The 25,929-nt window shown below is 54.7% G+C and carries 28 protein-coding genes and 1 pseudogene; 9 read left to right on the top strand and 20 right to left on the bottom strand.

Going from position 1 to position 25,929, the window contains the following annotated elements; all coding sequences use genetic code 11:
* Entirely contained in the window at positions 1 to 309 is a 309-nt protein-coding gene (locus URZ40_RS00210; protein ID WP_014831950.1) for a hypothetical protein, read from the bottom strand.
* Between the two features lie 139 nt (positions 310 to 448).
* Here URZ40_RS00210 and URZ40_RS00215 point away from each other — a divergent pair, with 139 nt between their 5' ends.
* On the top strand, positions 449 to 1,348 hold the full coding sequence (locus URZ40_RS00215) for a LysR family transcriptional regulator (protein ID WP_316379150.1): 900 nt from the start codon (positions 449 to 451) through the stop codon (positions 1,346 to 1,348).
* A gap of 36 nt (positions 1,349 to 1,384) precedes the next feature.
* Here the strand turns inward: URZ40_RS00215 and URZ40_RS00220 are convergent, their stop codons facing one another.
* The gene (locus tag URZ40_RS00220; protein WP_320719535.1) at positions 1,385 to 2,293 is read right to left on the bottom strand and encodes a LysR family transcriptional regulator; all 909 of its coding nucleotides are present in this window, start codon (positions 2,291 to 2,293) and stop codon (positions 1,385 to 1,387) included.
* Between the two features lie 212 nt (positions 2,294 to 2,505).
* On the opposite strand from URZ40_RS00220, the gene URZ40_RS00225 reads away from it, so the two are divergent.
* Together URZ40_RS00225 and URZ40_RS00230 are read left to right on the top strand one after the other, a co-directional pair.
* Entirely contained in the window at positions 2,506 to 3,492 is a 987-nt protein-coding gene (locus URZ40_RS00225; protein ID WP_096927994.1) for an aldo/keto reductase, read from the top strand.
* 280 nt (positions 3,493 to 3,772) lie between these two features.
* On the top strand, positions 3,773 to 4,720 hold the full coding sequence (locus URZ40_RS00230; RefSeq protein WP_320719536.1) for an aldo/keto reductase: 948 nt from the start codon (positions 3,773 to 3,775) through the stop codon (positions 4,718 to 4,720).
* Positions 4,721 to 4,789: 69 nt separating this feature from the next.
* Here URZ40_RS00230 and URZ40_RS00235 read toward each other — a convergent pair whose 3' ends face one another.
* A complete protein-coding gene (locus URZ40_RS00235; RefSeq protein WP_116339876.1) occupies positions 4,790 to 5,827 on the bottom strand; it encodes an aldo/keto reductase in 1,038 nt (345 codons plus the stop codon).
* A gap of 375 nt (positions 5,828 to 6,202) precedes the next feature.
* On the opposite strand from URZ40_RS00235, the gene URZ40_RS00240 reads away from it, so the two are divergent.
* The 3 genes from URZ40_RS00240 to URZ40_RS00250 all read left to right on the top strand — a co-directional run bounded on the left by URZ40_RS00240 (position 6,203) and on the right by URZ40_RS00250 (position 7,598).
* Positions 6,203 to 6,646 carry a PACE efflux transporter gene (locus URZ40_RS00240; RefSeq protein ID WP_080327072.1) on the top strand — a complete coding sequence of 148 codons (444 nt, stop codon included), beginning with the start codon at positions 6,203 to 6,205 and terminating at the stop codon, positions 6,644 to 6,646.
* 100 nt (positions 6,647 to 6,746) lie between these two features.
* Positions 6,747 to 7,118, top strand: coding sequence for a VOC family protein (locus tag URZ40_RS00245; protein ID WP_163329408.1), 372 nt, complete (start codon positions 6,747 to 6,749; stop codon positions 7,116 to 7,118).
* A 117-nt stretch (positions 7,119 to 7,235) separates the two neighbouring features.
* On the top strand, positions 7,236 to 7,598 hold the full coding sequence (locus URZ40_RS00250; protein ID WP_116339880.1) for a DUF4406 domain-containing protein: 363 nt from the start codon (positions 7,236 to 7,238) through the stop codon (positions 7,596 to 7,598).
* A 32-nt stretch (positions 7,599 to 7,630) separates the two neighbouring features.
* Here the strand turns inward: URZ40_RS00250 and URZ40_RS00255 are convergent, their stop codons facing one another.
* A complete protein-coding gene (locus URZ40_RS00255) occupies positions 7,631 to 8,392 on the bottom strand; it encodes a DeoR/GlpR family DNA-binding transcription regulator (RefSeq protein ID WP_320719660.1) in 762 nt (253 codons plus the stop codon).
* 86 nt (positions 8,393 to 8,478) lie between these two features.
* Between URZ40_RS00255 and URZ40_RS00260 the strand changes: the two genes are divergently transcribed.
* Positions 8,479 to 9,063: an NUDIX domain-containing protein gene (locus URZ40_RS00260; RefSeq protein ID WP_320719537.1), complete on the top strand. Its 585-nt coding sequence runs from the start codon at positions 8,479 to 8,481 to the stop codon at positions 9,061 to 9,063.
* Between the two features lie 81 nt (positions 9,064 to 9,144).
* Positions 9,145 to 9,903: a trans-aconitate 2-methyltransferase gene (tam, locus tag URZ40_RS00265; RefSeq protein ID WP_116339886.1), complete on the top strand. Its 759-nt coding sequence runs from the start codon at positions 9,145 to 9,147 to the stop codon at positions 9,901 to 9,903.
* A gap of 6 nt (positions 9,904 to 9,909) precedes the next feature.
* On the opposite strand, the gene URZ40_RS00270 is transcribed toward tam, so the two are convergent.
* The 8 genes and pseudogenes from URZ40_RS00270 to URZ40_RS00305 all read right to left on the bottom strand — a co-directional run bounded on the left by URZ40_RS00270 (position 9,910) and on the right by URZ40_RS00305 (position 16,125).
* The gene (locus URZ40_RS00270; RefSeq protein ID WP_320719538.1) at positions 9,910 to 11,100 is read right to left on the bottom strand and encodes a cytochrome c biogenesis protein/redoxin; all 1,191 of its coding nucleotides are present in this window, start codon (positions 11,098 to 11,100) and stop codon (positions 9,910 to 9,912) included.
* A gap of 135 nt (positions 11,101 to 11,235) precedes the next feature.
* Positions 11,236 to 12,534 carry an ATP-binding protein gene (locus URZ40_RS00275; protein WP_320719539.1) on the bottom strand — a complete coding sequence of 433 codons (1,299 nt, stop codon included), beginning with the start codon at positions 12,532 to 12,534 and terminating at the stop codon, positions 11,236 to 11,238.
* Positions 12,531 to 13,271 carry a response regulator gene (locus URZ40_RS00280; protein ID WP_320719540.1) on the bottom strand — a complete coding sequence of 247 codons (741 nt, stop codon included), beginning with the start codon at positions 13,269 to 13,271 and terminating at the stop codon, positions 12,531 to 12,533. Before URZ40_RS00280 ends, URZ40_RS00275 begins: the two co-directional genes overlap by 4 nt.
* 44 nt (positions 13,272 to 13,315) lie before the next feature.
* Positions 13,316 to 14,316: pseudogene (locus URZ40_RS00285) on the bottom strand (alpha/beta fold hydrolase).
* A 145-nt stretch (positions 14,317 to 14,461) separates the two neighbouring features.
* A complete protein-coding gene (locus tag URZ40_RS00290) occupies positions 14,462 to 14,902 on the bottom strand; it encodes a GNAT family N-acetyltransferase (RefSeq protein WP_316379140.1) in 441 nt (146 codons plus the stop codon).
* Positions 14,903 to 14,914: 12 nt separating this feature from the next.
* On the bottom strand, positions 14,915 to 15,385 hold the full coding sequence (locus URZ40_RS00295; RefSeq protein ID WP_320719541.1) for a GNAT family N-acetyltransferase: 471 nt from the start codon (positions 15,383 to 15,385) through the stop codon (positions 14,915 to 14,917).
* A gap of 9 nt (positions 15,386 to 15,394) precedes the next feature.
* Positions 15,395 to 15,982 (bottom strand): hypothetical protein, encoded by a 588-nt coding sequence (locus tag URZ40_RS00300; protein ID WP_320719542.1) that lies wholly within the window; start codon positions 15,980 to 15,982, stop codon positions 15,395 to 15,397.
* Complete coding sequence (locus tag URZ40_RS00305; RefSeq protein ID WP_163329390.1) at positions 15,982 to 16,125, bottom strand: hypothetical protein; 144 nt, start codon at positions 16,123 to 16,125, stop codon at positions 15,982 to 15,984. The genes URZ40_RS00300 and URZ40_RS00305 overlap by 1 nt, the downstream gene beginning before the upstream one ends.
* Positions 16,126 to 16,449: 324 nt before the next feature.
* On the opposite strand from URZ40_RS00305, the gene URZ40_RS00310 reads away from it, so the two are divergent.
* On the top strand, positions 16,450 to 16,998 hold the full coding sequence (locus URZ40_RS00310) for a GNAT family N-acetyltransferase (RefSeq protein WP_320719543.1): 549 nt from the start codon (positions 16,450 to 16,452) through the stop codon (positions 16,996 to 16,998).
* On the opposite strand, the gene URZ40_RS00315 is transcribed toward URZ40_RS00310, so the two are convergent.
* The 8 genes from URZ40_RS00315 to sad form a co-directional block, all read right to left on the bottom strand.
* The gene (locus URZ40_RS00315; RefSeq protein ID WP_116339904.1) at positions 16,986 to 17,900 is read right to left on the bottom strand and encodes a bestrophin family protein; all 915 of its coding nucleotides are present in this window, start codon (positions 17,898 to 17,900) and stop codon (positions 16,986 to 16,988) included. The two genes, URZ40_RS00310 and URZ40_RS00315, sit on opposite strands and share 13 nt — an antisense overlap.
* A 200-nt stretch (positions 17,901 to 18,100) precedes the next feature.
* Positions 18,101 to 19,552 (bottom strand): tagaturonate reductase, encoded by a 1,452-nt coding sequence (locus URZ40_RS00320; protein ID WP_316379136.1) that lies wholly within the window; start codon positions 19,550 to 19,552, stop codon positions 18,101 to 18,103.
* A 116-nt stretch (positions 19,553 to 19,668) separates the two neighbouring features.
* Positions 19,669 to 20,196, bottom strand: a complete 528-nt coding sequence (locus URZ40_RS00325) for a GNAT family N-acetyltransferase (protein ID WP_320719544.1) — start codon at positions 20,194 to 20,196, stop codon at positions 19,669 to 19,671.
* An 83-nt stretch (positions 20,197 to 20,279) separates the two neighbouring features.
* On the bottom strand, positions 20,280 to 21,245 hold the full coding sequence (locus URZ40_RS00330; RefSeq protein ID WP_320719545.1) for a sensor domain-containing diguanylate cyclase: 966 nt from the start codon (positions 21,243 to 21,245) through the stop codon (positions 20,280 to 20,282).
* Positions 21,246 to 21,425: 180 nt separating this feature from the next.
* Positions 21,426 to 21,788: a DUF4186 domain-containing protein gene (locus URZ40_RS00335; RefSeq protein WP_320719546.1), complete on the bottom strand. Its 363-nt coding sequence runs from the start codon at positions 21,786 to 21,788 to the stop codon at positions 21,426 to 21,428.
* The gene (gene glsB, locus URZ40_RS00340; RefSeq protein WP_163329378.1) at positions 21,788 to 22,714 is read right to left on the bottom strand and encodes a glutaminase B; all 927 of its coding nucleotides are present in this window, start codon (positions 22,712 to 22,714) and stop codon (positions 21,788 to 21,790) included. Before glsB ends, URZ40_RS00335 begins: the two co-directional genes overlap by 1 nt.
* Before the next feature lie 64 nt (positions 22,715 to 22,778).
* On the bottom strand, positions 22,779 to 24,368 hold the full coding sequence (locus URZ40_RS00345) for a methyl-accepting chemotaxis protein (RefSeq protein WP_320719547.1): 1,590 nt from the start codon (positions 24,366 to 24,368) through the stop codon (positions 22,779 to 22,781).
* A gap of 129 nt (positions 24,369 to 24,497) precedes the next feature.
* The gene (gene sad / locus URZ40_RS00350) at positions 24,498 to 25,886 is read right to left on the bottom strand and encodes a succinate-semialdehyde dehydrogenase (protein WP_320719549.1); all 1,389 of its coding nucleotides are present in this window, start codon (positions 25,884 to 25,886) and stop codon (positions 24,498 to 24,500) included.
* Positions 25,887 to 25,929 lie beyond the last annotated feature (43 nt).

Consider the following 25,929-nt stretch of genomic DNA (forward strand, 5'->3'; position numbering starts at 1 on the left):
TCACTCTTTATTTTTAAATTCAGCGGCAAAGAGATTTTCCCAGTTAATAAAGGAGCCAAGCGGAATGCACTCAAAGCTTAATAAGCCTGCTTTTGCCAGCGGGAATTCGGCCATTACGTTCATCGCTTCATCGACAGAGTCACATTCAAGAAAAATAGCGACGCCAGGTCTGTCCTGACGGAAGTAAATGTCGCGGATGAAGCCGGATTTATACAATCCCCAGGCGTGCAGCGCTTCAGCGTTAAGGTGTGGAGCATATTTTTCCAGCGATGCTCCAGGTGCGGGGATATCCAGACATAAAATTCGCATCATAGTCTCCTGAACTCAGGTTGTTGTAGAAAGAGATAAAAGTATAAGAGGCGAATTTCACGAAGATTAGAGGGGCATTGACTTAAGCATCTTTAGGCTGTACTTAATAATTAAGCAGTGATTGCTTAAGGAACACATTATGAATAACGCCCTGTATAACCAGATACGCATCTTTCAGAGCATTGCACGTGAGGGCAATATTTCGGCAGCCGCAAGAAAACTGGAAATTACGCCTCCCTCCGTCAGCAATGCGCTTAAATTGCTGGAAGAGCATATTGGCCATCCGCTTTTTGTGCGTACGACCCGCCGTATTGAGCTGACAGAAACCGGGCAGCTGTTGCTGGAACAGACCGCCGCGGCGGTGGAGTCGCTGGAAAATTCGCTTGAAAGCATTCGCGACCAGAATCAGGAGCCCTCTGGTGTGGTGAGAATTACGCTCTCGCGTTTTGCCTATCTGTTAATTCTCAAGCCTGCAATGGCGGAATTCTGTCAGCAATACCCGGGTATACAGTTGGAAATATCGGTTTACGACGGTACCGTGAATATCATCGAAGAGCGTTTTGACCTTGGGATCCGTTTTGGCGATATTCTCGAAGGTGGGGTGGTGGCGCGGCCGTTAATGAAACCCTTTCGTGAAGGGTTATATGCATCCTCAGCTTATATTCGCGAGTATGGAATGCCCGAGGTGCCGGCTGACCTCAGTCAACACAAGCTGATTGGCTACCGTTTTATCACTAACAACCGCATCCTTCCGTTGATTCTTAACGACCGCGGAGAGCAGTTGACGGTTGAGATGCCCGGGCAGTTAATCAGTAACGATATCGACGTTATGGCTGACGGGATCCGTAACGGGCTGGGAATTGGACGCCTGTTTGAACCCATCTGGCAGTTACAGCCCGACAGGGAGCACTTTATCCCCGTGATGGAGAGTTACTGGAAAACCTACCCGCCAGTCTATCTCTATTACCCTAAAAATGCGGGTAAAACGAAAAGAGTGAAGGCCCTGATTGATTTTCTGATATTCGCTACGGGGCGATAAAGACGATAACGCATCGTCCCGTATGGAAGCGCTATTTCACAACTCCAGCGGCCTGGCCTCCTGTATGAACTCAATCAGAAGGCGAAGCCCGGTCGGCAGTTGCCGGCGGCTTGAATAATAGATATAAAAACCTTCCTCCAGCGGGGACCATTCCGTAAGCACCAGGCGGAGCCGTCCATCCTTCACACAGGGTGCAACAAGAGGCTCCGGAAAATACATCAGGCCGGCTCCACCTAATACGGCCACAAGACCCGTTTCAGCCTGGTTGACCGTCACTGAGCCAGGCACAGTGATTTGGTACGTTTCGCCATCTCGCTCAAGTTCCCAGCGATAAATCCGATCGTCGCCGAGGCGATTGCTAATACAGCGATGGTGCAATAAATCATCAGGATGTTCAGGCGTTCCGTAGCGTTCAAGGTAGTCGGGGGATGCTGCGATAACCCAGCGAATATCGGCAGATAAACGCCGGGCAACCATGTCTTCCGGGACGGTGCCACCATAGCGGATACCGGCATCGAAGCCCGCATCAGTGACGTCAACCATACGGTTGCTGGCCACAATATCGATTTCAATATCGGGATAGCGATCCATAAAAGCGGGCATAACCGGTGCAAGCAAAAGATTGGCTGCTTCAACGGCAGCATTGATGCGGATACGCCCGGTAGGCGTATTACGATACCGGTTAAGCGATTCAAGCGCGCCTTCTATCTTGTCGAAAGGCTGAAGGACAGACTGAACCAGTTCTTCACCTGCAGCCGTAGGGGTAACGCTCTTGGTCGTGCGATTAAGCAGGCGAACCCCGAGCCTTGTTTCCAGTCCCTTCAGGGCATGACTAAGCGCTGATGCACTGACACCTAATTCAATCGCCGCACGGCTGAAACTGCGATGACGTGCAATAGCCATGAAATAAATGAGATCGGCGACATCAGCTCTGCTTATTTGCATACAGAATCGTTTTCCTTGTGCGTTAAGGCCCGAATGCGTTGATACGGAAATGATATACACCATAGACCGACCAGGGCTAATCCGTTGCTGAATTTATTTCACAAGTCCATCCACTCATCGCCTCTCACTGAACACGTTGTGCTTCGTTATTCTTGAAAATTATGCGCTCTGGCCGTCGGTCAGGGCGGAATATTCACCTAACGGAGCCGTGTATGAACTATACGCATCTTGGCCGCACCGGCCTGAAAGTCAGCCGCCTTTGTCTCGGAACCATGAATTTTGGTGACGTCACCGACGAGAAAACCAGCGCCCGCATTCTGGATGAAGCGCTTGAGGCGGGTATCAATTTCATTGATACAGCAGACGTGTATGGCACCGAGCAATCACCCGATATCCAGCAAGGTTCGGGGCTGTCCGAAGAGATTATTGGTCGCTGGCTCCAGCAGGGTGGCCGCCGTGACCGTATCGTTCTGGCGACGAAAGCCTATCAGCCTATGGGACCAGGTCCGAACGATCGCCGTCTTTCTGCTTACCATATTCGCAAGGCCTGCGAGGACAGTTTGCGACGGCTTAAGACCGACCATATTGACGTCTATCAGATGCATCACATCGATCGTTATACACCATGGGAAGAGGTCTGGCAGGCCATGGAGCTCCTTGTTCAGCAGGGAAAAGTGCTTTATATCGGTAGCAGCAATTTCGCAGGCTGGGACATTGCGACTGCGCAGTCAGTTGCCACGGCCCGTCATTCCCTGGGCCTGGTTGCTGAGCAAAGTCTCTACAATCTGACTGCCCGAACTGTTGAGCTGGAGGTCATTCCCGCATGCCGTCATTTTGGCCTGGGACTGATTCCCTGGAGTCCACTTGCCGGAGGGTTGCTTGGCGGCGTACTGAAAAAGATGGCCAGCGGGCGCCGTGCGAGGCCCGCGTTTGCCCGTCTAATCGAACAGTATCGTCCGCAGCTGGAAGCCTACGAAGGATTATGTGAGGACCTCGGCGAAACCCCTTCCGATGTGGCGCTTGCGTGGCTCCTGCAGAATCCTGTCGTTACTGCTCCACTTATCGGGCCTCGTACGGCGGAACAACTCCGGGAGGCGCTTCACGCAACAACAATCACGCTATCAGACGACACCATGAGCTGTCTCGACGAAATCTGGCCCGGCCCCGGGGGAGAAGCGCCCCAGGCTTATGCCTGGTAATGCCCAAATTAATGAATCCTTTCTTCGCTATAGGGAGTTCCAGTTTATGAGCAAGATGATGCATGACCAGCATTCTGCTTCCGTACCCGCTTCCCGGGATCGTCGCAATTTTCTGATCGCCGGCGCCGGTCTGGCGTTGGCCGCTACCACCCTTGGCAGGAGCGGAGCCGTGATGGCTAAACCGGCTGGTCAGGACACGTCGAGCGCCCCTTCGGATGCTGTTCCCGTCCAGAAGGAGACCTTAACCACGCGTAAACTCGGCTCGCTGGAGGTTTCCAGCATGGGACTCGGGTGTCTGCCTATGGTGGGGTATTACGGCGGTGGTCCGCGCGATCGTAAAGCCATGGTTTCGCTCATCCGGGCCGCCTTCGAACAAGGCATCACGTTCTTTGATACTGCCGAGGTGTATGGCCCCCATCTCAGTGAAGAATTTGTCGGGGAAGCACTGGCCCCCGTTCGCGATCGTGTGGTGATTGCCACTAAGTTCGGTTTCGGCGTGGAGGAGGGGAAGCCAACCTCACTCAACAGCCATCCTGACCATATTCGCCGTGCCGTAGAGGGCTCGCTAAAGCGTCTGAAAACGGACCACATCGATCTTCTTTATCAGCATCGCCCCGATCCGAATGTGCCGATTGAGGATGTGGCGGAAACCGTGAAGGCGTTGATCCAGGAGGGTAAAGTGAAACACTGGGGATTGTCGGAAGCGAGTGCCAGGACAATCCGCCGCGCACATGCGGTACTCCCTGTGACTGCAGTACAGAGTGAGTATGCCATGTGGTGGCGTGAACCGGAGACGCGGATATTTCCAACGCTCGAAGAGCTGGGTATCGGCTTTGTACCTTACTGCCCGACCGCCCGGAGTTTCCTTGCCGGGGCAGTCAATCCAAGCCAGCGGTTCGACAGCACAGATAGGCGGCATAACCTGCCACGCTTCCAGCCCGATGCCCTGGCCAAAAACATGGTACTGCTTGAATTCGCGCAGTCGTGGGCCCGTCGCAAAAACACCACTCCGGTTCAGTTCGCGCTGGCGTGGGTTATGGCACAGCGGCCATGGATTGTCCCTATCCCGGGTACGACGCAATATCCGCACCTGATAGAAAATCGCGGTGCATCGCAAGTCCGGTTGACGGACAGCGAGTTACGCGAAATCGATGCAGCGCTTGCCAGGATCCCATTGCAGGGCGGTCGCGCAGATCCGTTTACCGAAAGTCAGTTTGATAAAAGTTAAACGGTGATGGCCACCTTTTTTCACATCAGTGGCCAGGGAGACCCGGCAACGCCGGGCCAGGGTAGGGCATTAACAGTCCTGTATTGCTGAAGGCGGCGTGAGTGAAGGTGGCGTATCCGGAAGCGGGGGAATGATCCCGTCGACGGGGTGCGGCAGATAGTGTGCCTCGAGTTCCATGATTTCGGCATCGCTAAGTGAAAAGTCCAGCGCGCTGATAGCCGTAGAAAGATGTTCTGGTTTCGTCGCGCCTACGATCGGTGCTGTGATGACCGTTTTTGATAGCAACCAGGCAATTGCAACATGGGCTCTTGGCACATCGTGCTTTTCGGCAATTCTGGCAACGACATCAATAACGGGCTTATCCAGAAGGGCTGCGTTCTCATACATTTTTAACGCAAAGGCATCGTTTTGCGTTCGTCGGGACGTGACACTCCAGTCGCGCGTGAGCCTGCCGCGTGCCATCGGACTCCAGGGGATCACACCAACACCCTGGTCTTCACACAGGGGCAACATCTCGCGCTCTTCTTCCCGGTAAAGCAGGTTGTATTGCGGTTGCATCGTAATAAATCGGGTCCAGCCGTTACGCTCTGCAGTATGCTGCATTTTTGCAAAGCGCCAGGCTTCCATAGATGATGCGCCGATGTAACGTACTTTTCCTGATTTAACGAGGTCATGCAGAGCCTCCATGGTCTCTTCAACAGGCGTGGAGTGGTCAAAGCGGTGAATCTGAAAGAGATCCACATAATCCATACCTAAGCGCATCAGGCTATCGTCAATAGACTGAAAAATGGCCTTGCGGGAAAGAAACCCGGTATTGGGTGAGTTGCGCCACGGAAAGAAGGTCTTTGTCGCCACAACGATCTCATCGCGTCTGGCCATTTCTCTCAGCGCTTTTCCAGTGATCTCTTCAGAACTTCCGCCCGAGTAGATATTCGCGGTATCAAAAAAATTAATGCCCGCTTCAAGCGCCTGACGAATGAGCGGGCGTGACGCCTTTTCATCCAGGGACCAGGGTTGAGGCAAACGTTCAGGTTCACCATAGCTCATACAACCGAGACAAAGACGGGAGACTTGCAAACCGCTACGACCCAGATTCACATACTTCATTCTGTGTTCCTTCTTTTATTGCCAGCAATTCTGTATGTGACAGGGTATTGCACAGACATGAAGGGAAACAGCATGCGCCATCGAATGGTGTTTTGAGTTTTTTTCACAAATCGTCGTAATCGACAGTGAAAGACGAGAAGCAAGAGGGAGGTCAGAATTAGTAACAGATTGATGTATCGGCCCGTGATTAACTATCAGATGTCATTTAACATAATATACATTATGCGCACTAAGATGGAGGCAGGAAAAATCTGCCTTTCTACGGTCGTGATTGCCCTGGTTATAGAAAGCTTGTGAGCTGCCAACTTCTACGTTTATACAAGGTTAAAAAACGTTTGATATACTCAAGCCTTTGACCACCGCTCCCGCAGACTTATGGAAATTGAACTCGATAAAAGCTTTAAAGAAAGGATTTTCCACGCTGTCATTTTTGAAGTGACGGCCAACGTCATTATCGCACTGTCTCTTGCATGGTTGATGAACGTTTCGGTACTTCAGTCCGGTTCGTTGTCCGTGATATCCGCACTTACCGCAACGGCCTGGAATTTTGTCTTCAATAAGCTCTTTGACTCCCTGCAGAAAAAACATCAGTTTCAACGAACATTCCTCGTTCGCGCCATCCATGCGGTTGGTTTTGAAACAGGCCTTATCGTCTCCTTAATTCCTGTAGCCATGTTCATGCTGGATTTAACGATCGCTGAGGCATTTTTTGTTGAGATTGGCCTTGTTCTGTTTTTCCTGCCATACACGATGCTCTTTAACTGGCTTTATGATTACCTGCGTTGGACATTCGTTGGGCGGAAACGGTCTGCTGTGTAGCGAATCTTGATATCGGTCACATTCACAACCCCTTGATCGCATTGGACTCCACTCTCTTTCTATACTTCCCATTTCGTTATCACTTTTTGAGGAGTCCATAATGTTTGATCATGTGAAATTCGGCGTCAGCGATTATGAGAAAAGTAAAGCCTTCTTCCTCATGGCGCTTCAACCGCTCGGTGTCGAACTCGTCGATGAAGGCTCTCCCGACTATGGCGTCGAAATGAGTTCCGGCGACGTTTCTCTTTGCCTTTTTCAGTCGAATGATAAACCCGCTCCGCTTCATCTGGCCTTTGTGGCCACGACACGCCAGCAGGTTAATGACTTTTACCATGCCGCGCTGCGCGCAGGCGGACGCGATAATGGCGCACCGGGATTGCGCTCCTACGGTAAAAATTACTATGCAGCATTTGTCATTGCGCCTGACGGTCATAATATCGAAGCGGTATGCCATGCCCCCGAGGAGGAATAATTTAACTTCGTAAATATGCATGATAATTCTTGATATTGCACGATAGTGCCGATTATTATCCCCGTAATGTGACACGCAAACCTGCAACATCATGCAAAAACACTTAACGAGGTGAATATGACGCAACAGCTGATTTTGATTGCTGGCCCCTATCGGAGCGGTACCGATGGCATTCAGTCCCGCATTGATGAAAATCTTGCCCGTCTTGAACGTGCTGCATTAGCCGTTTACCAGCTCGGCCACGTTCCGGTGATTGGTGAATGGCTGGCGCTTCCACTGGCGAAGGCCGCGGGCTCAAAGTCTGTAGCCGATGAGGTCGCAGAATCGATGCTGTATCCCGTTGCGCACCGGCTCATCGCAAAATGCGATGCGATTTATCGTATTGCCGGCGCGTCTCAGGGCGCGGATATGGACATAGAGGTTGCCCGTAAACACGGCCTCACGATTTATACCGCACTTGAAAGCATACCTCAGGCTTAACGGTGCCTGCGCCAGCCAGTATTCTGGCTGGCTCACGCGGTAGCCAGCACGATCGATACCCCTTTTTCCGATACCGCATTCACCCAGCCACGATCGGTATCGCCTTCGACGACAATCGTATTTGCCAGTGACACATCGCCTATTACAAATGATGACGCCGTGTTTATTTTTTCCGGCGACGCAAGGACCACCGTTTCGGCGGCTCTGCCGGAAAATGCACGTTTGATGCACGCCTCTTCGAAATCACCGGTCGTCAGCCCTGCTTCCGGATGGATGCCGGTCACGCCCATAAAGAACAGATCCGCATGAATGTTTTCAATGCCTTCAATAGCCGCCGCGCCGACGGCCACAATCGAGTGCTTATACAAACGGCCACCGATCAGAATCACTTCGATGGAAGGATGATTAACAAGCCCCAGAGCAATGCTCGGACTGTGCGTCACCACGGTAATACGCAGGTCATGCGGTAAGAAGGCGATCAGCTCTGAGGTGGTCGTTCCTCCGTCAACGATCACCACCTGGCCCGAAGAGATCAGCTGCGCTCCCTTCTGCGCCACCTTTCTTTTGGCATCCATTTTCACTGACTGTCGTTCCGCGAAAGGCACAATAGCGGAAGACGACGGCAGCGCGCCGCCGTGAACTCGCTGTAAACGCCCTTCTGCCGCCAGCTCGCGTAAATCGCGTCGGATGGTGTCTTCAGAGACGTCGAAGAGAACGCTTAGCGCTTTTGACTGAACCTGACCTTCGGTGCCGAGCTTTTCGAGGATCAACTGTTTTCGCTGACTGGTGAGCATCATGGATTCCTGATATTGCATGTTTAATCTTGAAACTGCACGTTAATGCTGTTATTGATAGTTACTCTACGTAAGGAGGATGAAACGTGCAATCAAAACGTGCAGATGTGCGCATCATTGACAGTGAAACGCTGTCCGATAACTGGTACTTACTTAAAAAATATACGTTTGACCTGCAAAGACGCGATGGCGAATGGCAGCGGCAAACGCGTGAAGTTTATGACCGGGGGAATGGCGCCACGATCCTGCTCTACAACCGTGACCAAAAAACGGTGATTCTGACCCGCCAGTTCCGCTTCCCGGTCTTTATTAATGGCCATGAGGACGATCTGATTGAGGCGGCGGCCGGCCTGCTCGATAACATGGATCCGGAAAGCCGCATTAAAGCAGAGGCGGAAGAAGAGACCGGGTTTAACGTGTCGAGCGTGCAGAAAATCTTTGAAGCCTATATGAGCCCTGGCTCCGTCACGGAGAAACTCTACTTCTATCTTGCCGAGTATCATCCGAAGGACAAAACCAGCGCAGGCGGCGGTATCAAAGCGGAGGGAGAAGATATCGACGTACTGGAAATGCCCTTTGAAGAGGCATTGCGGGAAATTGATGCGGGCAAGATCGTCGACGGAAAAACCATCATGCTGCTCTATCATATTGCGCTAAAAGGCATTCTGTAACCTGCCGCTCTCGACGCCTGCCCCGGTGCAGGTGTCGGCCTGTGCTATCCTTGCTGAAACACGCAAAACGGAGATCTGAAGATGGCCGACTGGAACCCTTCGCTTTACCTGCAATATGGCGCCGAACGAACGCGCCCCGCCGCTGAGCTGCTTGCCAGAATTCCCCTCGATGACGTAGCCACCATCGCCGATCTGGGCTGCGGGCCGGGCAACAGCACGGCGCTGCTGCACCATCGCTGGCCGAAAGCTCAGATCGTCGGCGTCGATAACTCACCAGCCATGCTGGAAGAGGCCCGTAGCGCACTGCCCGGCTGCCAGTTCGTTGAGGCCGATATCCGCCAGTACAGGCCTGGCCAGCCGCTGAGTCTGATTTATGCCAATGCTTCGCTGCAATGGGTTCCTGACCATTACGATCTTCTGCCTCATCTTGTCTCTCTGCTCGCGCTAAATGGCGTACTGGCGATCCAGATGCCGGATAACTGGCTCGAACCCACGCACGTGGCGATGCGCGAAGTGGCGCTGGAGCAGGACTATCCTGACCGCGGCCGCGAACCGCTGCCAGGCGTGCATGCCTATTACGATATCTTGTCGGAGGCCGGCTGTGATGTGGATATCTGGCGGACAACCTATTTCCATAAAATGAGCTCGCACCAGGCCATTATTGACTGGGTCAGCGCCACCGGTTTGCGGCCGTGGCTCCAGGATCTGAACGAGAGCGAGCAGAAACGTTTCCTGAAACGCTATCACGAGCTGCTGGAAGAGCAGTATCCGCTCCAGGAAAACGGGCAGATACTGCTGGCTTTTCCTCGGCTGTTTATCGTTGCCCAGCGTCAGCCCTGAACGGGGCTATGAACGGGCCTCTTTGAGCAGCTGCTGGATAACCTTTTCCTGCTGCTCATAGTTCCCTTCGCCAAACGAGGTATAGCGCAGCTGGCCTTTTGCATCGAAATAGTAGTGTGCGGGCCAGTACTGGTTGCCGAAAGCGTTCCAGATTTGATAGTTGTTGTCCGTTACAACCCGGTACGGGAGTTGCCATTTATTTACCGCGTTTTTCACCGAGGCGATCGGTTTCTCCCAGGGATATTCAGGCGTGTGTACTCCTATGACGACCAGGCCCTGAGACTGGTATTTTGTTGCCCAGTCGCGCACGTGCGGAAGCGTATGCTGGCAGTTAATGCAGTCCCAGGTCCAGAAATCGATCAGAACCACTTTCCCGCGTAATGATTCAGACGTGACAGGGTCACCGTTCACCCACCCTGTCCCACCGCTTAATGAAGGCAGCTGGCTGCTGGGCTCGGTCATCACTACCGGCTGAAGCTTCGGCGACTGCGTGGCGGGTTTCGCCAGATTCAGCAGCGTGGTTTCAAGGCGATCCGCGACGCCGTTCGCGCCCTGCAGAACCGACGTCATCCCCGTTGCGTTAAAGACGACGGCCGCTAACATTACCACGCCTGCCCCCTGACGTAGCTTTTCCATCAGCGTCGATTTGGCTCTCAGCGGCGCCATCAGCGTGCGGCCTCCGAGAACGAGTAAACCCAGCATCAGCGCGCAGCCGCTACCATAGGCGGCCAGCAAAGCGCCTGTGGCAATGGCCGAATGTCCGGCAATATTGATGCTGAAAATGGCGCCCAGGATCGGTCCCGCGCAGGGAGACCAGAGCAGCCCGACCGCAAGCCCGGCCAGAAATGCCGATGCCATACCGCGCGTTTGCCCGCTTCGGGCGTTGAGGACATTTCCCGCGCTGACAGCCGGCCCGGCAATACGCTGGGCAAAAGCAGGAAAAATTAAGGCCAGCGCGGCCGCGGCCAGAATGACGAGGGCGATCCAGCGCCCGACGATGGTTGCCTCGGCGATCCACTCGCTGGCAACGGTGACCACCATCGCCACCAGGGTGAACATGACGATCATCCCCGCGAGCAGCGCCAGAATGTGCCGCCGCTGCCCCTGAAAACCGGCGAACAGGAGTGGAATAACCGGGAGCGTACATGGACTGAGCAGGCTTATCATCCCGCCCAGAAAAGCAATTATCAGAAACATAAACACCTCACAATACAAGTCCTGCGACGCTGCAGTGAGGTTATTTCATCGTGCGGATGTGTTCAGGATATGTGTAAAAGCGTGGTTTTTGTCTGGCTCTGTATCGCCCTTTCCGGCAGATACAAAGCCGTACAATTAACGGCGCGGGAGTGTAATCGAGACGTCCAGCCCGCCCGCTGCGCGGTTTGCCAGCTTCAACTTTCCGTCCAGCTGTGCGGTGAGCTGCGCAGCGATCGCCAGGCCAAGGCCTGTCCCGCCGGTATCGCGGTTGCGTGATGTTTCCACCCGATAAAACGGCTGTAATACTGCCTCCAGTTCGGCATCCGGTATACCCGGCCCGCCGTCCATGATGTGAATGGTCACCTCTCCGGTAGTCGAGTCATCAATGCTAATGGTGGCGTACTCGCCAAATTTCAGGGCGTTATCCAGCAGATTGGTCATCACCCGGCGAAGCGCCTGTGGACGCGTGACGATGGGCAAACGGGTTTCACCTGCCTGAAACTGCACGTTTTTACCGATGTCCTGATAATCGCAGGCGATGCTGTTTATCCAGGCATTCAGCTCCAGCTTCAGCGAGGTTTCTTCCAGTGATTCTGATGACCGGGCATACGCAATGCCCTCCCGCACCAGACGCGTCATATTATCAAGGTCGTTTAAAAGCTTGTCGCGCAGTTCAGGCTGTTCGGCCATCTCAACACGAAGCTTCATGCGGGTAATGGGCGTCTGGAGATCGTGCGAAATGGACGCCAGGATCTGCGCCCGCTCCCTGAGATAGGACTGAATTCGCGCCTGCATCGCGTTGAAGGCATGCGCTGCACGCTGCACCTCAACCGGACCCTTTTCCGTCATTGGCGTGTTGGCGGCCGGGTCCAGGGAATCTACCGCGCGGGTAAATTGCGAAAAAGGCCGTACCACCTGCCGCACGGCGATCCAGGAGCAGGCAGCCAGCACGAGCAGCTGCAGAATCAGAACCACGGGCAGCCAGCTGGCGACCGGCGGCATCCGCGGGATCAGATCGATGGTCAGCGGCGCGCCATCGCGTAACGTGAGATGCGCCTGGATGTGTGAAATGGCGCCGGGAACGGCAGTGAAGCTGAGCGGGTACTGTGCCGCAAGCGTCGCTTTTAAGGTTCGGATTGCGTCCCGCGAACGCTTATCCGTCGGCGCGTTGCCGGGTTCTCCCGGCCCCAGAATATAGCGGTAGTTACCGCGTTCGAGTCGCGGCAGCCAGGCCGCGCGTTCATTGGCGGGTAAGCGGTCTAAAATAGCCACGCTGGTCGCGACATCGTATTCCAGATTACCGAGCATCACCGTTCGGGCGCTGTGCATTCGCTCAATCATGACCAGCGTCAGGCTCAGGGCGTTGGCCAGCAACAGTCCGGGCAGCACGACGATCAGCAAGCGGGCCAGCAGCGAGCGGGGCCAGAGCGTCATTCGTTAGCCTCTTTGATGATGACCGGCATGGTAAAAACGTAGCCCTCGCTGCGCACGGTTTTGATATACGCGGGCGTGCGGGCATCTTCATTCAGACGCTGGCGAACCCGGCTAACCAGCAGGTCGATTGAGCGTTCAAACAGTTCGGCGTCACGCCCCTGCGTCAGGTTGAGCAGCTGATCGCGGGTCAGCACCCGCTGCGGGTGGTCAAGGAAAACGCGCAGCAGGCGATATTCTGCCCCGCTGAGCGCCACGATCACCCCTTCCGGGTCAATCAGGTGGCGGGCAACGGTATCGAGCTGCCATTCACCGAACGTCACCAGCCGCCCTGCTTCCGTGACCTGTAAATTGGGCGGCATCGTGCGAAAACGGCGTAAAATCGCTTTGATACGTGCCAGCAGTTCGCGGGCGACAAACGGCTTCACCACGTAGTCATCCGCGCCCATCTCCAGACCGAGGATCCTGTCCGTCTCCTCATTGCGGGCCGTCAGCATCAGAATAGGCAGATCCTTGTGTTTGCCGCTGCGTAATTGCCGACACAGCGTAAGCCCGTCGTCGCCGGGCATCATAACGTCCAGCACCACCAGGTCGATATGCTGCTTATCCAGCACGACGCGCATCTCTTTGCCGTTTGCCGCGCCAGTGGCGCGATAACCGGACTTAACGAGATAGTCGATAATCAGTTCACGAATATCCCTGTCGTCATCGACGACAAGGATATGATCAATATGCTCCACCGAAATCTCCAGACCGAAGGGTAACGTATTGAAAATAGCACATTTCAGAGTTTGTCAGCGTCAACAACTGCCTTGACGAAATCCTGCGGATCTTCCTGAGGTGGATTGTGTCCCACGGTTGCGCCGAAGGTACGGTGTTCATATTTACCGGTAAATTTACCTGCGTAGGCCTGCGGTGCTGGATGCGGCGCCCCGTTGTTTCCGCCTTCGATGGTGATCGTTGGAACGGTGATATTCGGCAGCGTGGCCAGCTTTTGCTCGTAGCTGTCGTATTTGCGCTCGCCTTTTTCCAGCCCTAAGCGCCAGCGATAATTGCTAAGCGTCACCGCAACGTGATCCGGGTTATCAAGGGATTTGGCGCTGGCGTTGAAGGTTGCATCGCTAAATTTCCAGTCAGGCGAGGCCTGAGACCAGATCAGACGGGCGAAGTCATGGGTGTTTTTGGCATAGCCTTCAGCACCGCGCTCGGTGGCGAAATAGAACTGATACCACCACTGCTGCTCCGCTTTTGGCGGCAACGGCTGTTTGCCAATCTGCTGACTGCTGATGAGATAACCGCTCACCGAAACGAGCGACTTAACGCGTTCTGGCCACAGCGCCGCAACGATATCCGCCGTACGGGCGCCCCAGTCATAGCCTGCAAATACCGCCTGCTTGATATTCAGGGCGTCCATCAGGTTCACGATATCTTTCGCCATTGCGGAAGGCTGGCCGTTGCGCGGTGTTTTTGCAGACAGGAAACGCGTAGTGCCGTAGCCGCGCAGGGAAGGCACAATCACGCGGTAGCCTTTTGCCGCCAGCGCAGGCGCGACTTCAGCGTAGCTGTGAATATCGTAGGGCCAACCGTGTAATAAAATAACCGGTTGGCCGTCTTTAGGACCAATGTCGACATACCCGACGTTAAGATCGCCTGCGTTAATTTGCTGTGGACGATCGAAAGCCGCCGCGAAGTTAGTGCCGGTGACTTCGGCCTGACATGACATGACATGACGGTGCCAAGGGAAACGGTGAGAGCAAGCGTTGAATAAGCGAGTTTGCTGAACATGTTGGTATCTCCGGTTGAGTACAATTCACGGGGATATAACAACACTGCAATGTATAGCGGATATGTGCGAAAGCGGGTTTATTGCAAGCCTGCGTATGTATCCGGTATGCAGATACAGTGTGATACAAACACAGGCGCTGTTGCCTTACAAAGAGATTCGATAGCGGACGTAATCGTCAGCGTCACCGTATCGATCGTAGAGTTTACGTGCCGGATTGTTCTCCCGGGTGACCCAGTAAAGTTTTGACCACCCTTCACGCGTGCCTTCCGCTATCAGGGCATCAATAAGCGCCTTACCCGCTCCCGCACCGCGTTCGTCGGCATCAACAAACAGATCTTCCAGATAGCAAATGGGCGCGGTTGACCAGGTTCCTTCGTGCAGAACACACATTGCGAAACCGATAACCTTTTCGTCTTTCTCTACCACGCGGCAGAATATCGGAGAATGCGCTGAGAGCGCCCTTTCCCATGTCGATGCGGTGACGGGCTCGTCAAGGTAGCAATCATAAAAATGGGTATAGCCATCCCACAGCGGTCGCCACTGGGAATAGTCGTCTTCGCGAAGAGGTCTTACCGTAACTGCCATGCGTTCCTCACATTACAAGTCGATTGCCATTTCAAAACAGCGTAAATCAGCCCCCGCCATACGCGAGTGATGATAGTTTTCGCCCAGCGTCACAAACCCCAGCTTCTGATAAAAGGACTGGGCGTTAGGCGTTGCATCCAGCCTCAGGCGGGTTATTCCCCGACTGCGCGCCTCGTTTGTAAGCGCCTTGATAATCCGGGTCGCCATGCCTCTCCCGGTGGCTGAGGGCAAGGTGAATATGGCCTCCAGGCAATGGGTATCAAGATCCAGGTAGCCGGTTGCCGCAATGACGCCCTTCTCGTCTTCCACCACGTAAAAAGGGTATTGAATGATCGTTTGACGGTAATGCTCGGGCATCAGATCCGGCGTCCAGCGTGCAATCACGTCAGCTTCGTAGCTGGTTTTGCAGCCGTGACGAATCGCCTGATTGCGTATATTCCAGAGTATTTCGGCTTCCTGGGGTTGAGCAGTTCGTAACGTCATATCACCTCATTAATGGCTTTTTAGCCGCATTTCGCGTGCCAGTCTGGCAAGACGCTGAGTGCGACAATAGAGCGTAAACAGCACAAAGCCTCTGCTGTTCATCACCATCCGACAAAGTAGCAGAGCAAAAAATGCGATGACCAGTGGCCAAAGACTTCCGTCATGAGAAAGCAGTATATGGAGCGCCTGAACGAGGGTCGTTATCAGCAGAATGATGAACAAGGCCATAAACCCCAACAATCCAGACGTCTTTCCACGGGCCAGAAGTACGCTTATCGCAATGAGCACGCCTGTCATTGTTAATGATGGTATGAAAAAACTCAGTGCATGATGTAATGGCGATAAGCCCGGCAATGCGTGAAGAAAAGGCAAAAGGTTTAATGCAAATGCCACTAAAAACAGAGGTAACAGCGCCGCTACCGGATAAGGATTTTGACGCGGAAGCTCGCTGAGCGGCCGGGAAAAATACCGTTCCAGCTCGGGAGTGGAATGGTTTAAAAGGCGGCTATCACGACGAGCAACAGCCTCTTCTATCTCTTTGCCATGCAGCAGGAAATCCTGGAATACGCGTCCGGTTAAAAAACTCAGAAAGCTCATCAGAATACCGCCAGCGACTGAATGGTACCGATAATGTATTTACCCGTCCGTGGTATGTTACCGGGTGACGCAACCAATACCACTTTGACCATTAGGATGACGCTGACCAGAACGAACCAGGTATCGTTGAGCTCCATCAGCATAAATGATCCCGGCTTGTGTGAATTCGCGATTACAGTCCATTGCGGAACCCAATGCTTTGAAATCGAAATCCGCAGCTCCAAAACCTGCCATGCGAGCATAATCATATCCGGGTAGATTTTTCTCAGGATTCATTCCAGGCAAAACCATACATTACTCCTTATGTTTGTGGGTAGGTTAACCCAACTAATCTGACGGTAATCGAGAGATCTGCAGAGCAAAATTTTGGTAGTAAATAAGTTACAACGCAACTAAACAGAATGTGATAGAAGTGAAAATACCAGAACGCAAACAAAAACATAACGCTTAAATATGGAGATCCGCAGATGACGATACCGACACTCACGACAGAACGTCTCCTGCTGAAACCGCTGGTTGCCGAAGATGCGGTTCAGATTCAAAAGCTGTATCCGCGTTGGGAGATCGTCCGCTATATGGTCTCTACAGTGCCCTGGCCCTACCCGGATAACGGCGCGGAAAATTATGTCAACAACGTCGCGCTGCCGGATATGGCAAAAGGGATTGCCTGGTTCTGGAGCATCCGCCGTCGCGAGGTGCCGGATGAGTTGATGGGTATTATCTGCCTGTATGACGTTGACGATAATAACCGCGGATTCTGGCTGGCGCCGGAGTTTCAGGGACAGGGGTATATGCGTGAGGCCAGCATTGCGGCGACGGATTACTGGTTTAATACGCTGAACAAACCCGTTTTGCGGGCGCCGAAGGCCGCCGCGAACAGCCGCTCCCGTCGTTTTTCAGACAGCAGCGGCATGCGGCTTATCAGAACGGAAAAGAAAGCCTACGTCAGCGGGATGCTGGACTCCGAACTGTGGGAGATCACCCGCGACGAGTGGAATGCCCGTCAGGTCAGCTGATAGTGCTTATCCGGCATCAGCCTTTCCGGAATGTTCTCTTCATCGTTCATCTGCAGCAGATCGCGTTCCATCATGTTGCAGATGGCGTCCAGCGGCAGGTCGTTATCTTCTGTGCCAAACGGGTCTTCCAGCTCTTCCGCCAGGGTATCCAGCGAGATAAAGGTGTAGGAGATCAGCGCCGAGACAAACGGCGTCATGTAGTGCAAGTCCACAACCAGCGCGAACGGCAGCATGATGCAGAAGAGATACACCGTGCGGTGCAAAATCAGCGTATAGGCAAACGGCACTGGCGTTGTCGCAATGCGCTCGCACCCGGAAAGGACGATGGACATATCGTTCAGACGGTTGTTCAGGCTGTGAAACAGGATGTCTGAGAGTTGCCCGTTACGCCGCCGTACGGCCAGCCACTCCCCCATGATCAGTAAAATACGGTTCGCCGGCGAGTTGGCGCCCATTACCTGATGTAAAGCGTCCGGAGCCAGATAGCGAGAGAGCTGCTCAGCATCCATATCCCGGCGCAGGGTCATGCGCAGGCAGTTGGCAAAGGCGATCTGCAGGCGGACAAACTCCCCCAGGTGCTTATCGTCAGGCAAGGTGTTTTTTACCTCGCGAAACAGCGAGCGTGCCGCTATCATCAGTTGCCCCCAGAGCAGGCGAGCCTCAACGTAGCGCGAATAACAGGCGTTGTTTCTGAAACCCAGAAAGATAGCAATTGCCACGCCGAGAATGCTAAACGGTGCCACGGTAAATTTGATGCCGAGTGAGGTATACCACGGCAGCATCAGAATAACGGCGATAGAAAGCAGGAAGTTGAGCAGCAGTCGGGTATAGATTTTAGGAAGTACCGAACCGTGCCAGACAAAAATCAGTTGTAGCCAGTGCTGTTTAGGACGAACGATCATAGTGAGTTTCAGGCAAGAAAAGAGCGTGGCTATTAAACGTGATCCCCGTCACGGTTGCAAGCATGTTAACGGAACATTGCATTTTCTCATCTGAAGAACGTAAACCGCACGGTGCTGCATGTTTTTTTTAAGTAATGGCAAATAGTATGTTGTAACTAAAGTAATGCCTGTTTAAACCCGGCCGAAGCCGGGTCACGTGATTAGCAAAGCGGCTTCACCGCCGCGCGCATACCCTTCAGCAGAATGGCATCAAGATCGAGCGTTACCTGGTCGACGAGACCATCCAACTTCGTCAGGTCCTGCTCCCAGTGCGCTTCCTCGCTCAGCACGGCGTGCACCAGTTCACGGGTAGCTATTTGATTATCGCGATGCTGCGCCCATAGCTGTTGATACCGTTCCAGCCAGAACGCATCATCCTGCACCGGGTAGCTCTCCCCGTTACGCTCCGCGCGATAAAATGCGATCAGTGCCGCCAGGGCAAACGTCAAACGTGCGGGTAATTTTCCCACTGCCTTCTGCCCTGCCAGCAGCTGCGGAAGAATACGCGTGCGATACTTGGTCATGCCATTGAGCGCAATGGAAAGCAGCTGGTGTCTGATGTAGGGGTTCCGGAAGCGCCCTGTCACCGCGCTGGCGAAAGATTCCAGCTCGTCACGGGGCAGATCGAGGACCGGGACTATCTCGTGATAAATCGCTTTTTCGACAAATGCGCAGATCGCTGCATCGTTCATCGCCTCGCCCACGGTATCCAGCCCGGACAGGAATGCCACCGGCACCAGCGCCGTGTGCGCACCGTTCAGGATGGCGACTTTGCGCTCTTTGTAGGGCTTGATGTCGTCCACGATTAGCACGTTTAGCGGATACTGATCCAGGCGCAGCTCGCGGGCAAGAGATTCAGGCCCCTGAATAACAAACAGATAGAAGTGTTCAGCCGTATCCAGGAACCCGTCGTGATACCCCAACTCAGCCTCCAGCGTGGCCGCTTCGTCGCGCGGATAACCGGTCACGATGCGGTCAACCAGCGTTGAGCAGAAGCTGTTCGCCTCGTTCAGCCACTGGATAAAGGCGGCAGGCAGCGTCCACTCCTGCGCATAGCGCAACACGAGTTCACGCAATGCGTCACCGTTGTAGTCAATCAGTTCACACGGAATGATGATCCAGCCTTTGTCAGGCGCGCCGTTGAAGTGGCTAAAGCGCTCAAACAGTAGCCGCGTCAGCTTCGCCGGATAGCTCACCGCAGGGGCATCGTCGAACTTATCCCCCGCGTGGTAGCTGATGCCGGCTTCGGTGGTGTTCGAGAAAACAAAGCGCATATCCGGGTTGTGGGCCAGCTTCAGAAATGCGTCGTAATCGTCGTATACGCTAATTTCACGGTTAACGGAGCGGATAAGTCGAGCGTCGCTCACCTCTTCGCCCTGCTCATTCAGGCCACGAATGATGGTGGTGTACAACCCATCCTGTGTGCTTAACGAGGGCGGGAAGTCGCTCTGAATAGGACGAACGATAACCACACCGGCGTTGAGATCGGTATGTTCATTCAAGAGGTCAATTTGCCAGTCGACAAACGCACGCAGGAAATTGCCTTCACCAAACTGAATGATGCGTTCGGGGTACTGCGCACCGGGAAAATCACGACGGTTGAGCGTGTTCACAAGGGGGTTCCTTTTATGATTAGTCATACAGCCTGATAAGATTGGTACGATAACTTATCAAAACTTTACGACCAGAAACCCTGTTTCGATCAATCCCGGGCGTGGTTGTGAAATAATTACAGGAATTTATAGAACACCGACGTGGCCGTCATGGCGCCGTCCGGCATCAGGGCGTAGCGTGGGATCTCACCGACCTTTTGCCAGCCGGCACGCTGGTAGAAGGTTTCCGCGCCGCTGCCGGTGGAGGTATCGAGCACCAGAACCGAAATGTTTCTTGACCGGGCCTCAGCCTCCAGCGCTTCCATCAGCGCCATTGCGGCTCCTTTACGCCGCGCCTTTTCATGAACCAGCAGCTTTGCCACGTCCGCACGGTGCGGCTGGTTTTCCGGCTGGTCGGTAATCAATTGCACCGTGCCGATAACGCCCTCCTGCGGATCGATACTGGCCAGCACAACGCGCTCGTTGCGCCCTACGCTGTCAGCTATGCCGAGCCAGAATGAACGGGCCTTTTCCGGGCTAAAAGGCAGCATGAAGCTGACGGATGCGCCGCCGTTAACGCAGTTTTCGAGGATTTCGGACAGCGCATCAAGATGGGTGAGAATATCGTCCCGGGAGAGGTTTTTAATTTGCAGTGGGGTATTCATTGTTGAGTCCTTACGTTGAATACCCTCACTTTGCATTTAACATTTTATTAACGCAAACGAAACGGCCATACGGTTTTGTTATGTTACCTGGCCCGCTGCCGCTGCTGCTTCATGGCATACATTTTTTCATCGGCATCTTTGAGCCACTGCTGCAGGTCGTTGCTGTTATGATCGAATTCGCTGAGCCCCCAGGAGAACATAAGCGACCACGGATGTAGCTTGCGCGCATTGTAGTTTTCAACCTGCTCAGCGAGATACTGCATGGCAATCCACGCGCCCTTCTCATCCGTATCGGCAAAGAGCACGGCAAACTCATCGCCGCCGAAACGAACCAGCAGATCCGCTTCGCGGAAAGAGGCGCGCATCAACTGCGCCATGGTTTTTAAAGCCTTATCCCCCTCTTCGTGCCCGTAGCGATCGTTAATATCCTTAAACCGATCCAGATCCAGCCAGCCGAGCGTTAACGGCTCAGCCCGGCGTCGGGCTATGGAGAGCGTGAAGCGCACGAGCTGGTTAAAGCCCCGTCGGTTGAATAATCCGGTCAATTCATCGGTTGTCGCCGCGCTGATTGCTGCAAACTCGTCTTCAGCAAGCGCGCCCAAATCCCCCAGCACGGCGAGATCGGCCGCTGAGAACTCCCGCGGTGCGTAATCAATCAGGCAAAGCGAGCCAACGCTTGCGCCGTTGCGCAGGCGCAGCGGAAAGCCTGCGTAAAACCGCACGCGAGGTTCGCCGGCCACCAGCGGGTTATCTGCAAAACGATCGTCCTGAAGCATATCCCCCACAATTAGCGGTGCTTCGGTGAGGATGGTATGACCACAAAATGAGATATTACGCGGAACGGAACCGGGTGCCTGCCCATCAGCCGACTTAACGATCAGCGTATGCTCATCAATAAGGTTGACCATTGCCAGCGGTACCTGGAAAAAGCGCTTTGCCAGACGCGTTAAGCGGTCAAACGCCGGGGAACTGTCAATCTCAAGCAGACCCGATTCGCGCAGCGCGTTAAGTCTGTCCATTTCATTTTCAGGTGTTGCAGGTGCTTTCATAATGTCTCCTGACGTAAAGCGTTACTCAAAGCGTAGCTTAAACAGAGACATTGTCAGTGTTCGACATCCTGTTAAGCCGCTATCCATTTTTACGTCAATGCCTTATGACGATTTGCTCGTCCGCCAGCCGGGCGCGAGGCTGGAATGCCCGATGGCGTTAAGAGCAGAACGCATTAATTATCATTTTTGGGCGTTCATCTGTATCACCAGCCAGTGGTGGATAACGCTGACGATATAGTGCTGCTGCTGCGCGCTCAGCTGCACGCCCTGGGGAATGCTATGCCATTTTGCCAGACAACCCCGACAGCAGGTCGCGGTGGCATGCTGGGCGATAAACACCGGATGGCCGCGCATGGGCGTCTGCTTACCGTCGTTTGCGGGCTGCGCCGGTGCAAGGCGTTTAGCGACAAAATCGGCGGCATGCTGGTCAATGGTTTCGGGGCCTTTGTCCCAGCAGTACTGCCGTTCCTTATTGCCCAGTCGAAAGCGCGAGCGAAACGTCGATCGCGCCAGACGGGAAAAGAGAGGGTCCAGGTCAGACATCAGTATACGGAACGTCCAAGACGTTGAGTCAGCTTCTCCAGAACTGCCACGCCGGCAAGTGAATTTCCCGTTTCGTCCAGTTCCGGGCTCCAGACGGCAATCGCCATTTCATGCGGCACAATCGCCACCACTCCGCCGCCAACGCCCGATTTGGCCGGAAGGCCAACCCGCCAGGCAAACTCGCCGGCGTTCTGATACATGCCGCTGGTTGCCATCAGGGCGTTAACCTGACGCGCCTGAAGCGGGGAAACCACCTCCTGATCGAGATGCGGCGCGTGTCCCTGGTACGCAAGGAACAGAAACGTCTGGGCCAGCTCAACGCAGCTCATCTTCAGGGCGCAGTAATGGAAGTAGTTTTGCAGCACGGTCGCCACATCGTTGTGGAAATTGCCGAAGGATTTCATCAGCCAGGCAATAGCCGCGTTGCGGGCGGAGTGTTCAAACTCCGAGCGCGCCACCACTGAATCGTAGGCAATGTCATCCACGCCCGAGAGCTGACGCACGATCTCAAGCATTCGCTGACGCGGTGCGCTGAGGCGGCTTTGCAGCATATCGCAGACCACCAGCGCCCCGGCATTGATAAAGGGGTTGCGCGGTTTACCCTGCTCGATTTCGAGCTGAAGCAGTGAGTTAAAAGGCTGGCCGGACGGATCTTTCCCCACGCGCTGCCAGATCTCCTCTTCCTCGTACTGGCGCATCGCCGCGACCAGACTCAGCACTTTAGAAATGGACTGAATGGAGAAACGTTCAGTCGCATCGCCGGCCTGGTATCGCTGTCCGTCTATGGTACAGATAGCGATGCCCAGCTTATTCCCGCTCACCGAGGCAAGGGCCGGTATATAGTCGGCAACCTTACCCTTTCCCAATAACGGACGAACCTGCGCAAGAATCTCGTCCAGCATCTCATTATGGATGACCGCAGCCACTCTTATTGCTCCTTGCCCTCAGGCTAAAACGGGCTGCGAGTATAACAGAGGCTAATGTATTGCGTCAGGCGCTAAGACGAAAACGCGAAACGGCCTGCAATAAAAGATCGGACTGCTTTTGCAGGCGTTCTGAGGCTTCCGAGGCGTCAGAAACCAGCAAATCCGTCTGGCGGGAGACCTGATTCAGCGCCTGAAGCTGGCGCGTCATCTGGTGAATACTCTCTCCCTGGCTGAGCGTGGCGGTTGAGATCTCATTCAGCAAACTGCTTAAATTCCCCACAAGCCCAGTGACCTGCTGCAGATTCTCTTCCATCAGGTTAACGGCACGAGAACCGTCTTCAATGCCCTGCAGCGAGCGGTTAATAAGCTCCTGAATGGTCTGCGTCGAATGGCTGCTTTTTCTGGCCAAAAGCCCGACTTCCCGCGCGACAACGGCAAACCCTCGCCCCTGGTTTCCGGCATGGGCGGCCTCAATGGCGGCGTTCAGCGCCAGAATGTTAGTCTGAAACGCCACGCTGTCGATCATCGCCACGATCCCGCGCATCTCTGAAGATCGCTCGACGATCGCCTGCATGGACGCATTCACGGTCGACATCATCTGGTCGCCGCCCACCGCGGCCTGACGCGCTTCATCCGCACGCGAGCTGGCGAGCCGGGCATAGCCGGTATTGCCTTCCACGTGGGTTTCCAGCGCCGCGATATGTGTTGTCACCTCCTCCAGCTCTTTTGCCTGACGCGCCGACTGCTGATACAGCTTCTGGTTTCCCTCTGCGAGGGAGCCAATGTTCTCCACCATCGTGGCTGTGGCGTGGCTGACCTGGGTCACCAGCTGCTGAAGGCCGCGCTGCATGGTGGCAACGCTGTCGCTGAGCTGCCCGGTCTCCCGGTTAAAACGCATAACATCGGGCGGCGTGCCGGAGAGATCCCCGGCCGCCAGTCGGTTAATATGCGCAATCAGGCGACGCAGCGGCGTAATCACCCAACGGGACATGCCGAACCAGACCGCTACGGCGATGGCGAGCAGCAGAACAGGCGCCAACAGGAACAGCGTTTGCAGACCGGAGAGCTGCGCCATCAAGGCCTGACGCCCCTGCATCGCCTGCTTTTCGCTGGCCTGCTGGTAGCGCGCGTAGTTGTCGTTAAAGTCGGTCTGAAACGCCTGAGCCGGCACGGCAAAAAAGGCATCAATGGAGTTGGTTCTGACAAGCGCTTCCGATTGCTCTTTAATGGCATCGTAGAAAAGCTGGTAGCTGTTAATTAGCGCCTCATCTTTTTGCGGGCTGATCGCCAGCCAGGCCTTCCACGCCTGCTGTGAAACCGCCAGCGACTTTTGCGCCTCCTCCATCAGGCTGTGCCAGCTTCCTTCCGAGCCGGTCTCTTTATCCTGCATAAACCAGACGCCGGAGCGGTTGAGCAGATCGCTTGCTGCCAGCAGGGAGACGCGCGCCAGATCCAGCTTGTTCTGCTGCTGGTACGCCAGCAGATTTTGCTGTTCGTTGCGCTGAGCTTCCTTCAGGGAGGCGTTAAGCAGAAAGGATGAGGAGAGCTGCAGCGCGGAGAAAAGGCCAATGATGCAGAAGATACCCGTCAGCAGGCCAAACTGGCGAGGGATAATACGCTGCGCAATACGACGAAAAATTTGCGTTAGGTTCATAATTTTCTTCAGTAACAAGACGTTAGACGCGTGCGAGTCTACGAAACGAAAATGACAGAACCATTGCAGAAAAATGACAGGCGACGCCGTCTTGCCTGAGGTGCAAGCGCGGCGCCGCCGGGCGATAAATTACACTCTGTTCTTCCACACCGTCTGCACATTACAGAATTCATGCAGCCCGAAATGAGAAAGCTCGCGGCCAAAACCGCTCTTCTTCACGCCACCAAAGGCCACGCGCGCGTCGCTGGCGCTGTAACCGTTGATAAACACCCCGCCGCACTCCAGCTCGCGAGAGAATTTATCCGCAAGCGCTGCGTCAGCGGTAAAGACCGTCGCAGACAAACCAAAGTCGCTGTCGTTGGCAAGCGTGAGAGCGTGATCCGCATCTTTCGCGACCGTAATGGCCGCAACCGGACCAAACAGCTCCTGGCGGAAGGCTGTCATCGACGGGGTGACGTTCGCCAGCACGGTAGGCGCGTAATAATTCCCGTCGCCGCTGATTTTCTCTCCGCCCAGCAGCAGCGTTGCCCCTTCTGCCAGGCTCGCCTGCACCTGCTGATGCAGTTCATCGCGCAGGTCATAGCGCGCCATCGGGCCAAGGTAGTTCTCTTCTTCATCCGGCGCGCCCATCTTTAACGCGGCGACGGCGTCAACGAAGCGTCGGGTAAAGGTATCCGCAATACCCGCTTCCACAATGAAGCGTTTGGCCGCCGCACACACCTGCCCGGTATTCTGGTAGCGCCCTGCTACCGCCGCCTTCACGGCAAGGTCCAGATCGGCATCGTTGAGTACGATGAACGGGTCGGAGCCACCCAGCTCAAGTACGCATTTTTTCAGCGCCGCCCCCGCCTGCGCGCCAATGGCGGCCCCGGCGCGCACGCTGCCGGTGACGGTCACCGCCGCAATGCGGCGATCGTTAATTGCCTGGCTTACGCCGTCATTGGTGGCATTCACCCAGCCGAACACCCCTTCAGGAAAACCGGCATCTGCAAAAATCTGCGCGATAAGTTCCGCCGAGCCGAGCACGTTCGGCGCGTGTTTGAGCAGATAGCTATTACCTGCCAGCAGGATCGGCACCGCGCCGCGCAGAACCTGCCAGAGCGGGAAGTTCCACGGCATTACCGCCAGAATCGGTCCCAGCGGACGGTATTCAATGACCGCGTTGTGGTTTTCCACAAGCGTAGGTTCCGCACGCAGCATCGCCGGGCCATGATCGGCATACCAGTCGCACAGACCCGCTGATTTCGCCACTTCCGCCCGCGCCTGCTGAATGGGTTTTCCCATCTCGCGGGACATCATCAGGGCCATCTCTTCCGCACGGCCGCGCAGCGCGGCGCCGAGATCGCGCAGCTTCTGCGCCCGGTGGGCAACGCTTTCGCACCGCCACTGACGAAAGCCCGCATCAGCCAGCGCGATGGCACGTTCAACCTCTTCCTGCGTCGCCCACGGACAGGCGGCGAGCGTTTCGCCCGTTGCCGGGTTAACTGACAGGGCATGTGTAGCAGATGAATATTTCATGATGTTCTCCACGCATTACGGTTGATTAAGTGTGGCTCACTCT

Origin of the sequence: Enterobacter sp. 296B2 (genome assembly GCF_034106185.1) — a bacterium.
Taxonomy (GTDB): domain Bacteria; phylum Pseudomonadota; class Gammaproteobacteria; order Enterobacterales; family Enterobacteriaceae; genus Enterobacter; species Enterobacter cloacae_N.

What these genes read in the sequence shown, in the direction of transcription:
- URZ40_RS00210 (WP_014831950.1), bottom strand. Translation starts at nt 309, where the DNA reads ATGCGAATTTTATGTCTGGATATCCCCGCACCTGGAGCATCGCTGGAA.
- URZ40_RS00215 (WP_316379150.1), top strand. Translation starts at nt 449, where the DNA reads ATGAATAACGCCCTGTATAACCAGATACGCATCTTTCAGAGCATTGCA.
- URZ40_RS00220 (WP_320719535.1), bottom strand. Translation starts at nt 2,293, where the DNA reads ATGCAAATAAGCAGAGCTGATGTCGCCGATCTCATTTATTTCATGGCT.
- URZ40_RS00225 (WP_096927994.1), top strand. Translation starts at nt 2,506, where the DNA reads ATGAACTATACGCATCTTGGCCGCACCGGCCTGAAAGTCAGCCGCCTT.
- URZ40_RS00230 (WP_320719536.1), top strand. Translation starts at nt 3,773, where the DNA reads ATGGGACTCGGGTGTCTGCCTATGGTGGGGTATTACGGCGGTGGTCCG.
- URZ40_RS00235 (WP_116339876.1), bottom strand. Translation starts at nt 5,827, where the DNA reads ATGAAGTATGTGAATCTGGGTCGTAGCGGTTTGCAAGTCTCCCGTCTT.
- URZ40_RS00240 (WP_080327072.1), top strand. Translation starts at nt 6,203, where the DNA reads ATGGAAATTGAACTCGATAAAAGCTTTAAAGAAAGGATTTTCCACGCT.
- URZ40_RS00245 (WP_163329408.1), top strand. Translation starts at nt 6,747, where the DNA reads ATGTTTGATCATGTGAAATTCGGCGTCAGCGATTATGAGAAAAGTAAA.
- URZ40_RS00250 (WP_116339880.1), top strand. Translation starts at nt 7,236, where the DNA reads ATGACGCAACAGCTGATTTTGATTGCTGGCCCCTATCGGAGCGGTACC.
- URZ40_RS00255 (WP_320719660.1), bottom strand. Translation starts at nt 8,392, where the DNA reads ATGCTCACCAGTCAGCGAAAACAGTTGATCCTCGAAAAGCTCGGCACC.
- tam (WP_116339886.1), top strand. Translation starts at nt 9,145, where the DNA reads ATGGCCGACTGGAACCCTTCGCTTTACCTGCAATATGGCGCCGAACGA.
- URZ40_RS00270 (WP_320719538.1), bottom strand. Translation starts at nt 11,100, where the DNA reads ATGTTTCTGATAATTGCTTTTCTGGGCGGGATGATAAGCCTGCTCAGT.
- URZ40_RS00275 (WP_320719539.1), bottom strand. Translation starts at nt 12,534, where the DNA reads ATGACGCTCTGGCCCCGCTCGCTGCTGGCCCGCTTGCTGATCGTCGTG.
- URZ40_RS00290 (WP_316379140.1), bottom strand. Translation starts at nt 14,902, where the DNA reads ATGGCAGTTACGGTAAGACCTCTTCGCGAAGACGACTATTCCCAGTGG.
- URZ40_RS00295 (WP_320719541.1), bottom strand. Translation starts at nt 15,385, where the DNA reads ATGACGTTACGAACTGCTCAACCCCAGGAAGCCGAAATACTCTGGAAT.
- URZ40_RS00300 (WP_320719542.1), bottom strand. Translation starts at nt 15,982, where the DNA reads ATGAGCTTTCTGAGTTTTTTAACCGGACGCGTATTCCAGGATTTCCTG.
- URZ40_RS00305 (WP_163329390.1), bottom strand. Translation starts at nt 16,125, where the DNA reads ATGCTGATGGAGCTCAACGATACCTGGTTCGTTCTGGTCAGCGTCATC.
- URZ40_RS00310 (WP_320719543.1), top strand. Translation starts at nt 16,450, where the DNA reads ATGACGATACCGACACTCACGACAGAACGTCTCCTGCTGAAACCGCTG.
- URZ40_RS00315 (WP_116339904.1), bottom strand. Translation starts at nt 17,900, where the DNA reads ATGATCGTTCGTCCTAAACAGCACTGGCTACAACTGATTTTTGTCTGG.
- URZ40_RS00325 (WP_320719544.1), bottom strand. Translation starts at nt 20,196, where the DNA reads ATGAATACCCCACTGCAAATTAAAAACCTCTCCCGGGACGATATTCTC.
- URZ40_RS00330 (WP_320719545.1), bottom strand. Translation starts at nt 21,245, where the DNA reads ATGAAAGCACCTGCAACACCTGAAAATGAAATGGACAGACTTAACGCG.
- URZ40_RS00335 (WP_320719546.1), bottom strand. Translation starts at nt 21,788, where the DNA reads ATGTCTGACCTGGACCCTCTCTTTTCCCGTCTGGCGCGATCGACGTTT.
- URZ40_RS00345 (WP_320719547.1), bottom strand. Translation starts at nt 24,368, where the DNA reads ATGAACCTAACGCAAATTTTTCGTCGTATTGCGCAGCGTATTATCCCT.
- sad (WP_320719549.1), bottom strand. Translation starts at nt 25,886, where the DNA reads ATGAAATATTCATCTGCTACACATGCCCTGTCAGTTAACCCGGCAACG.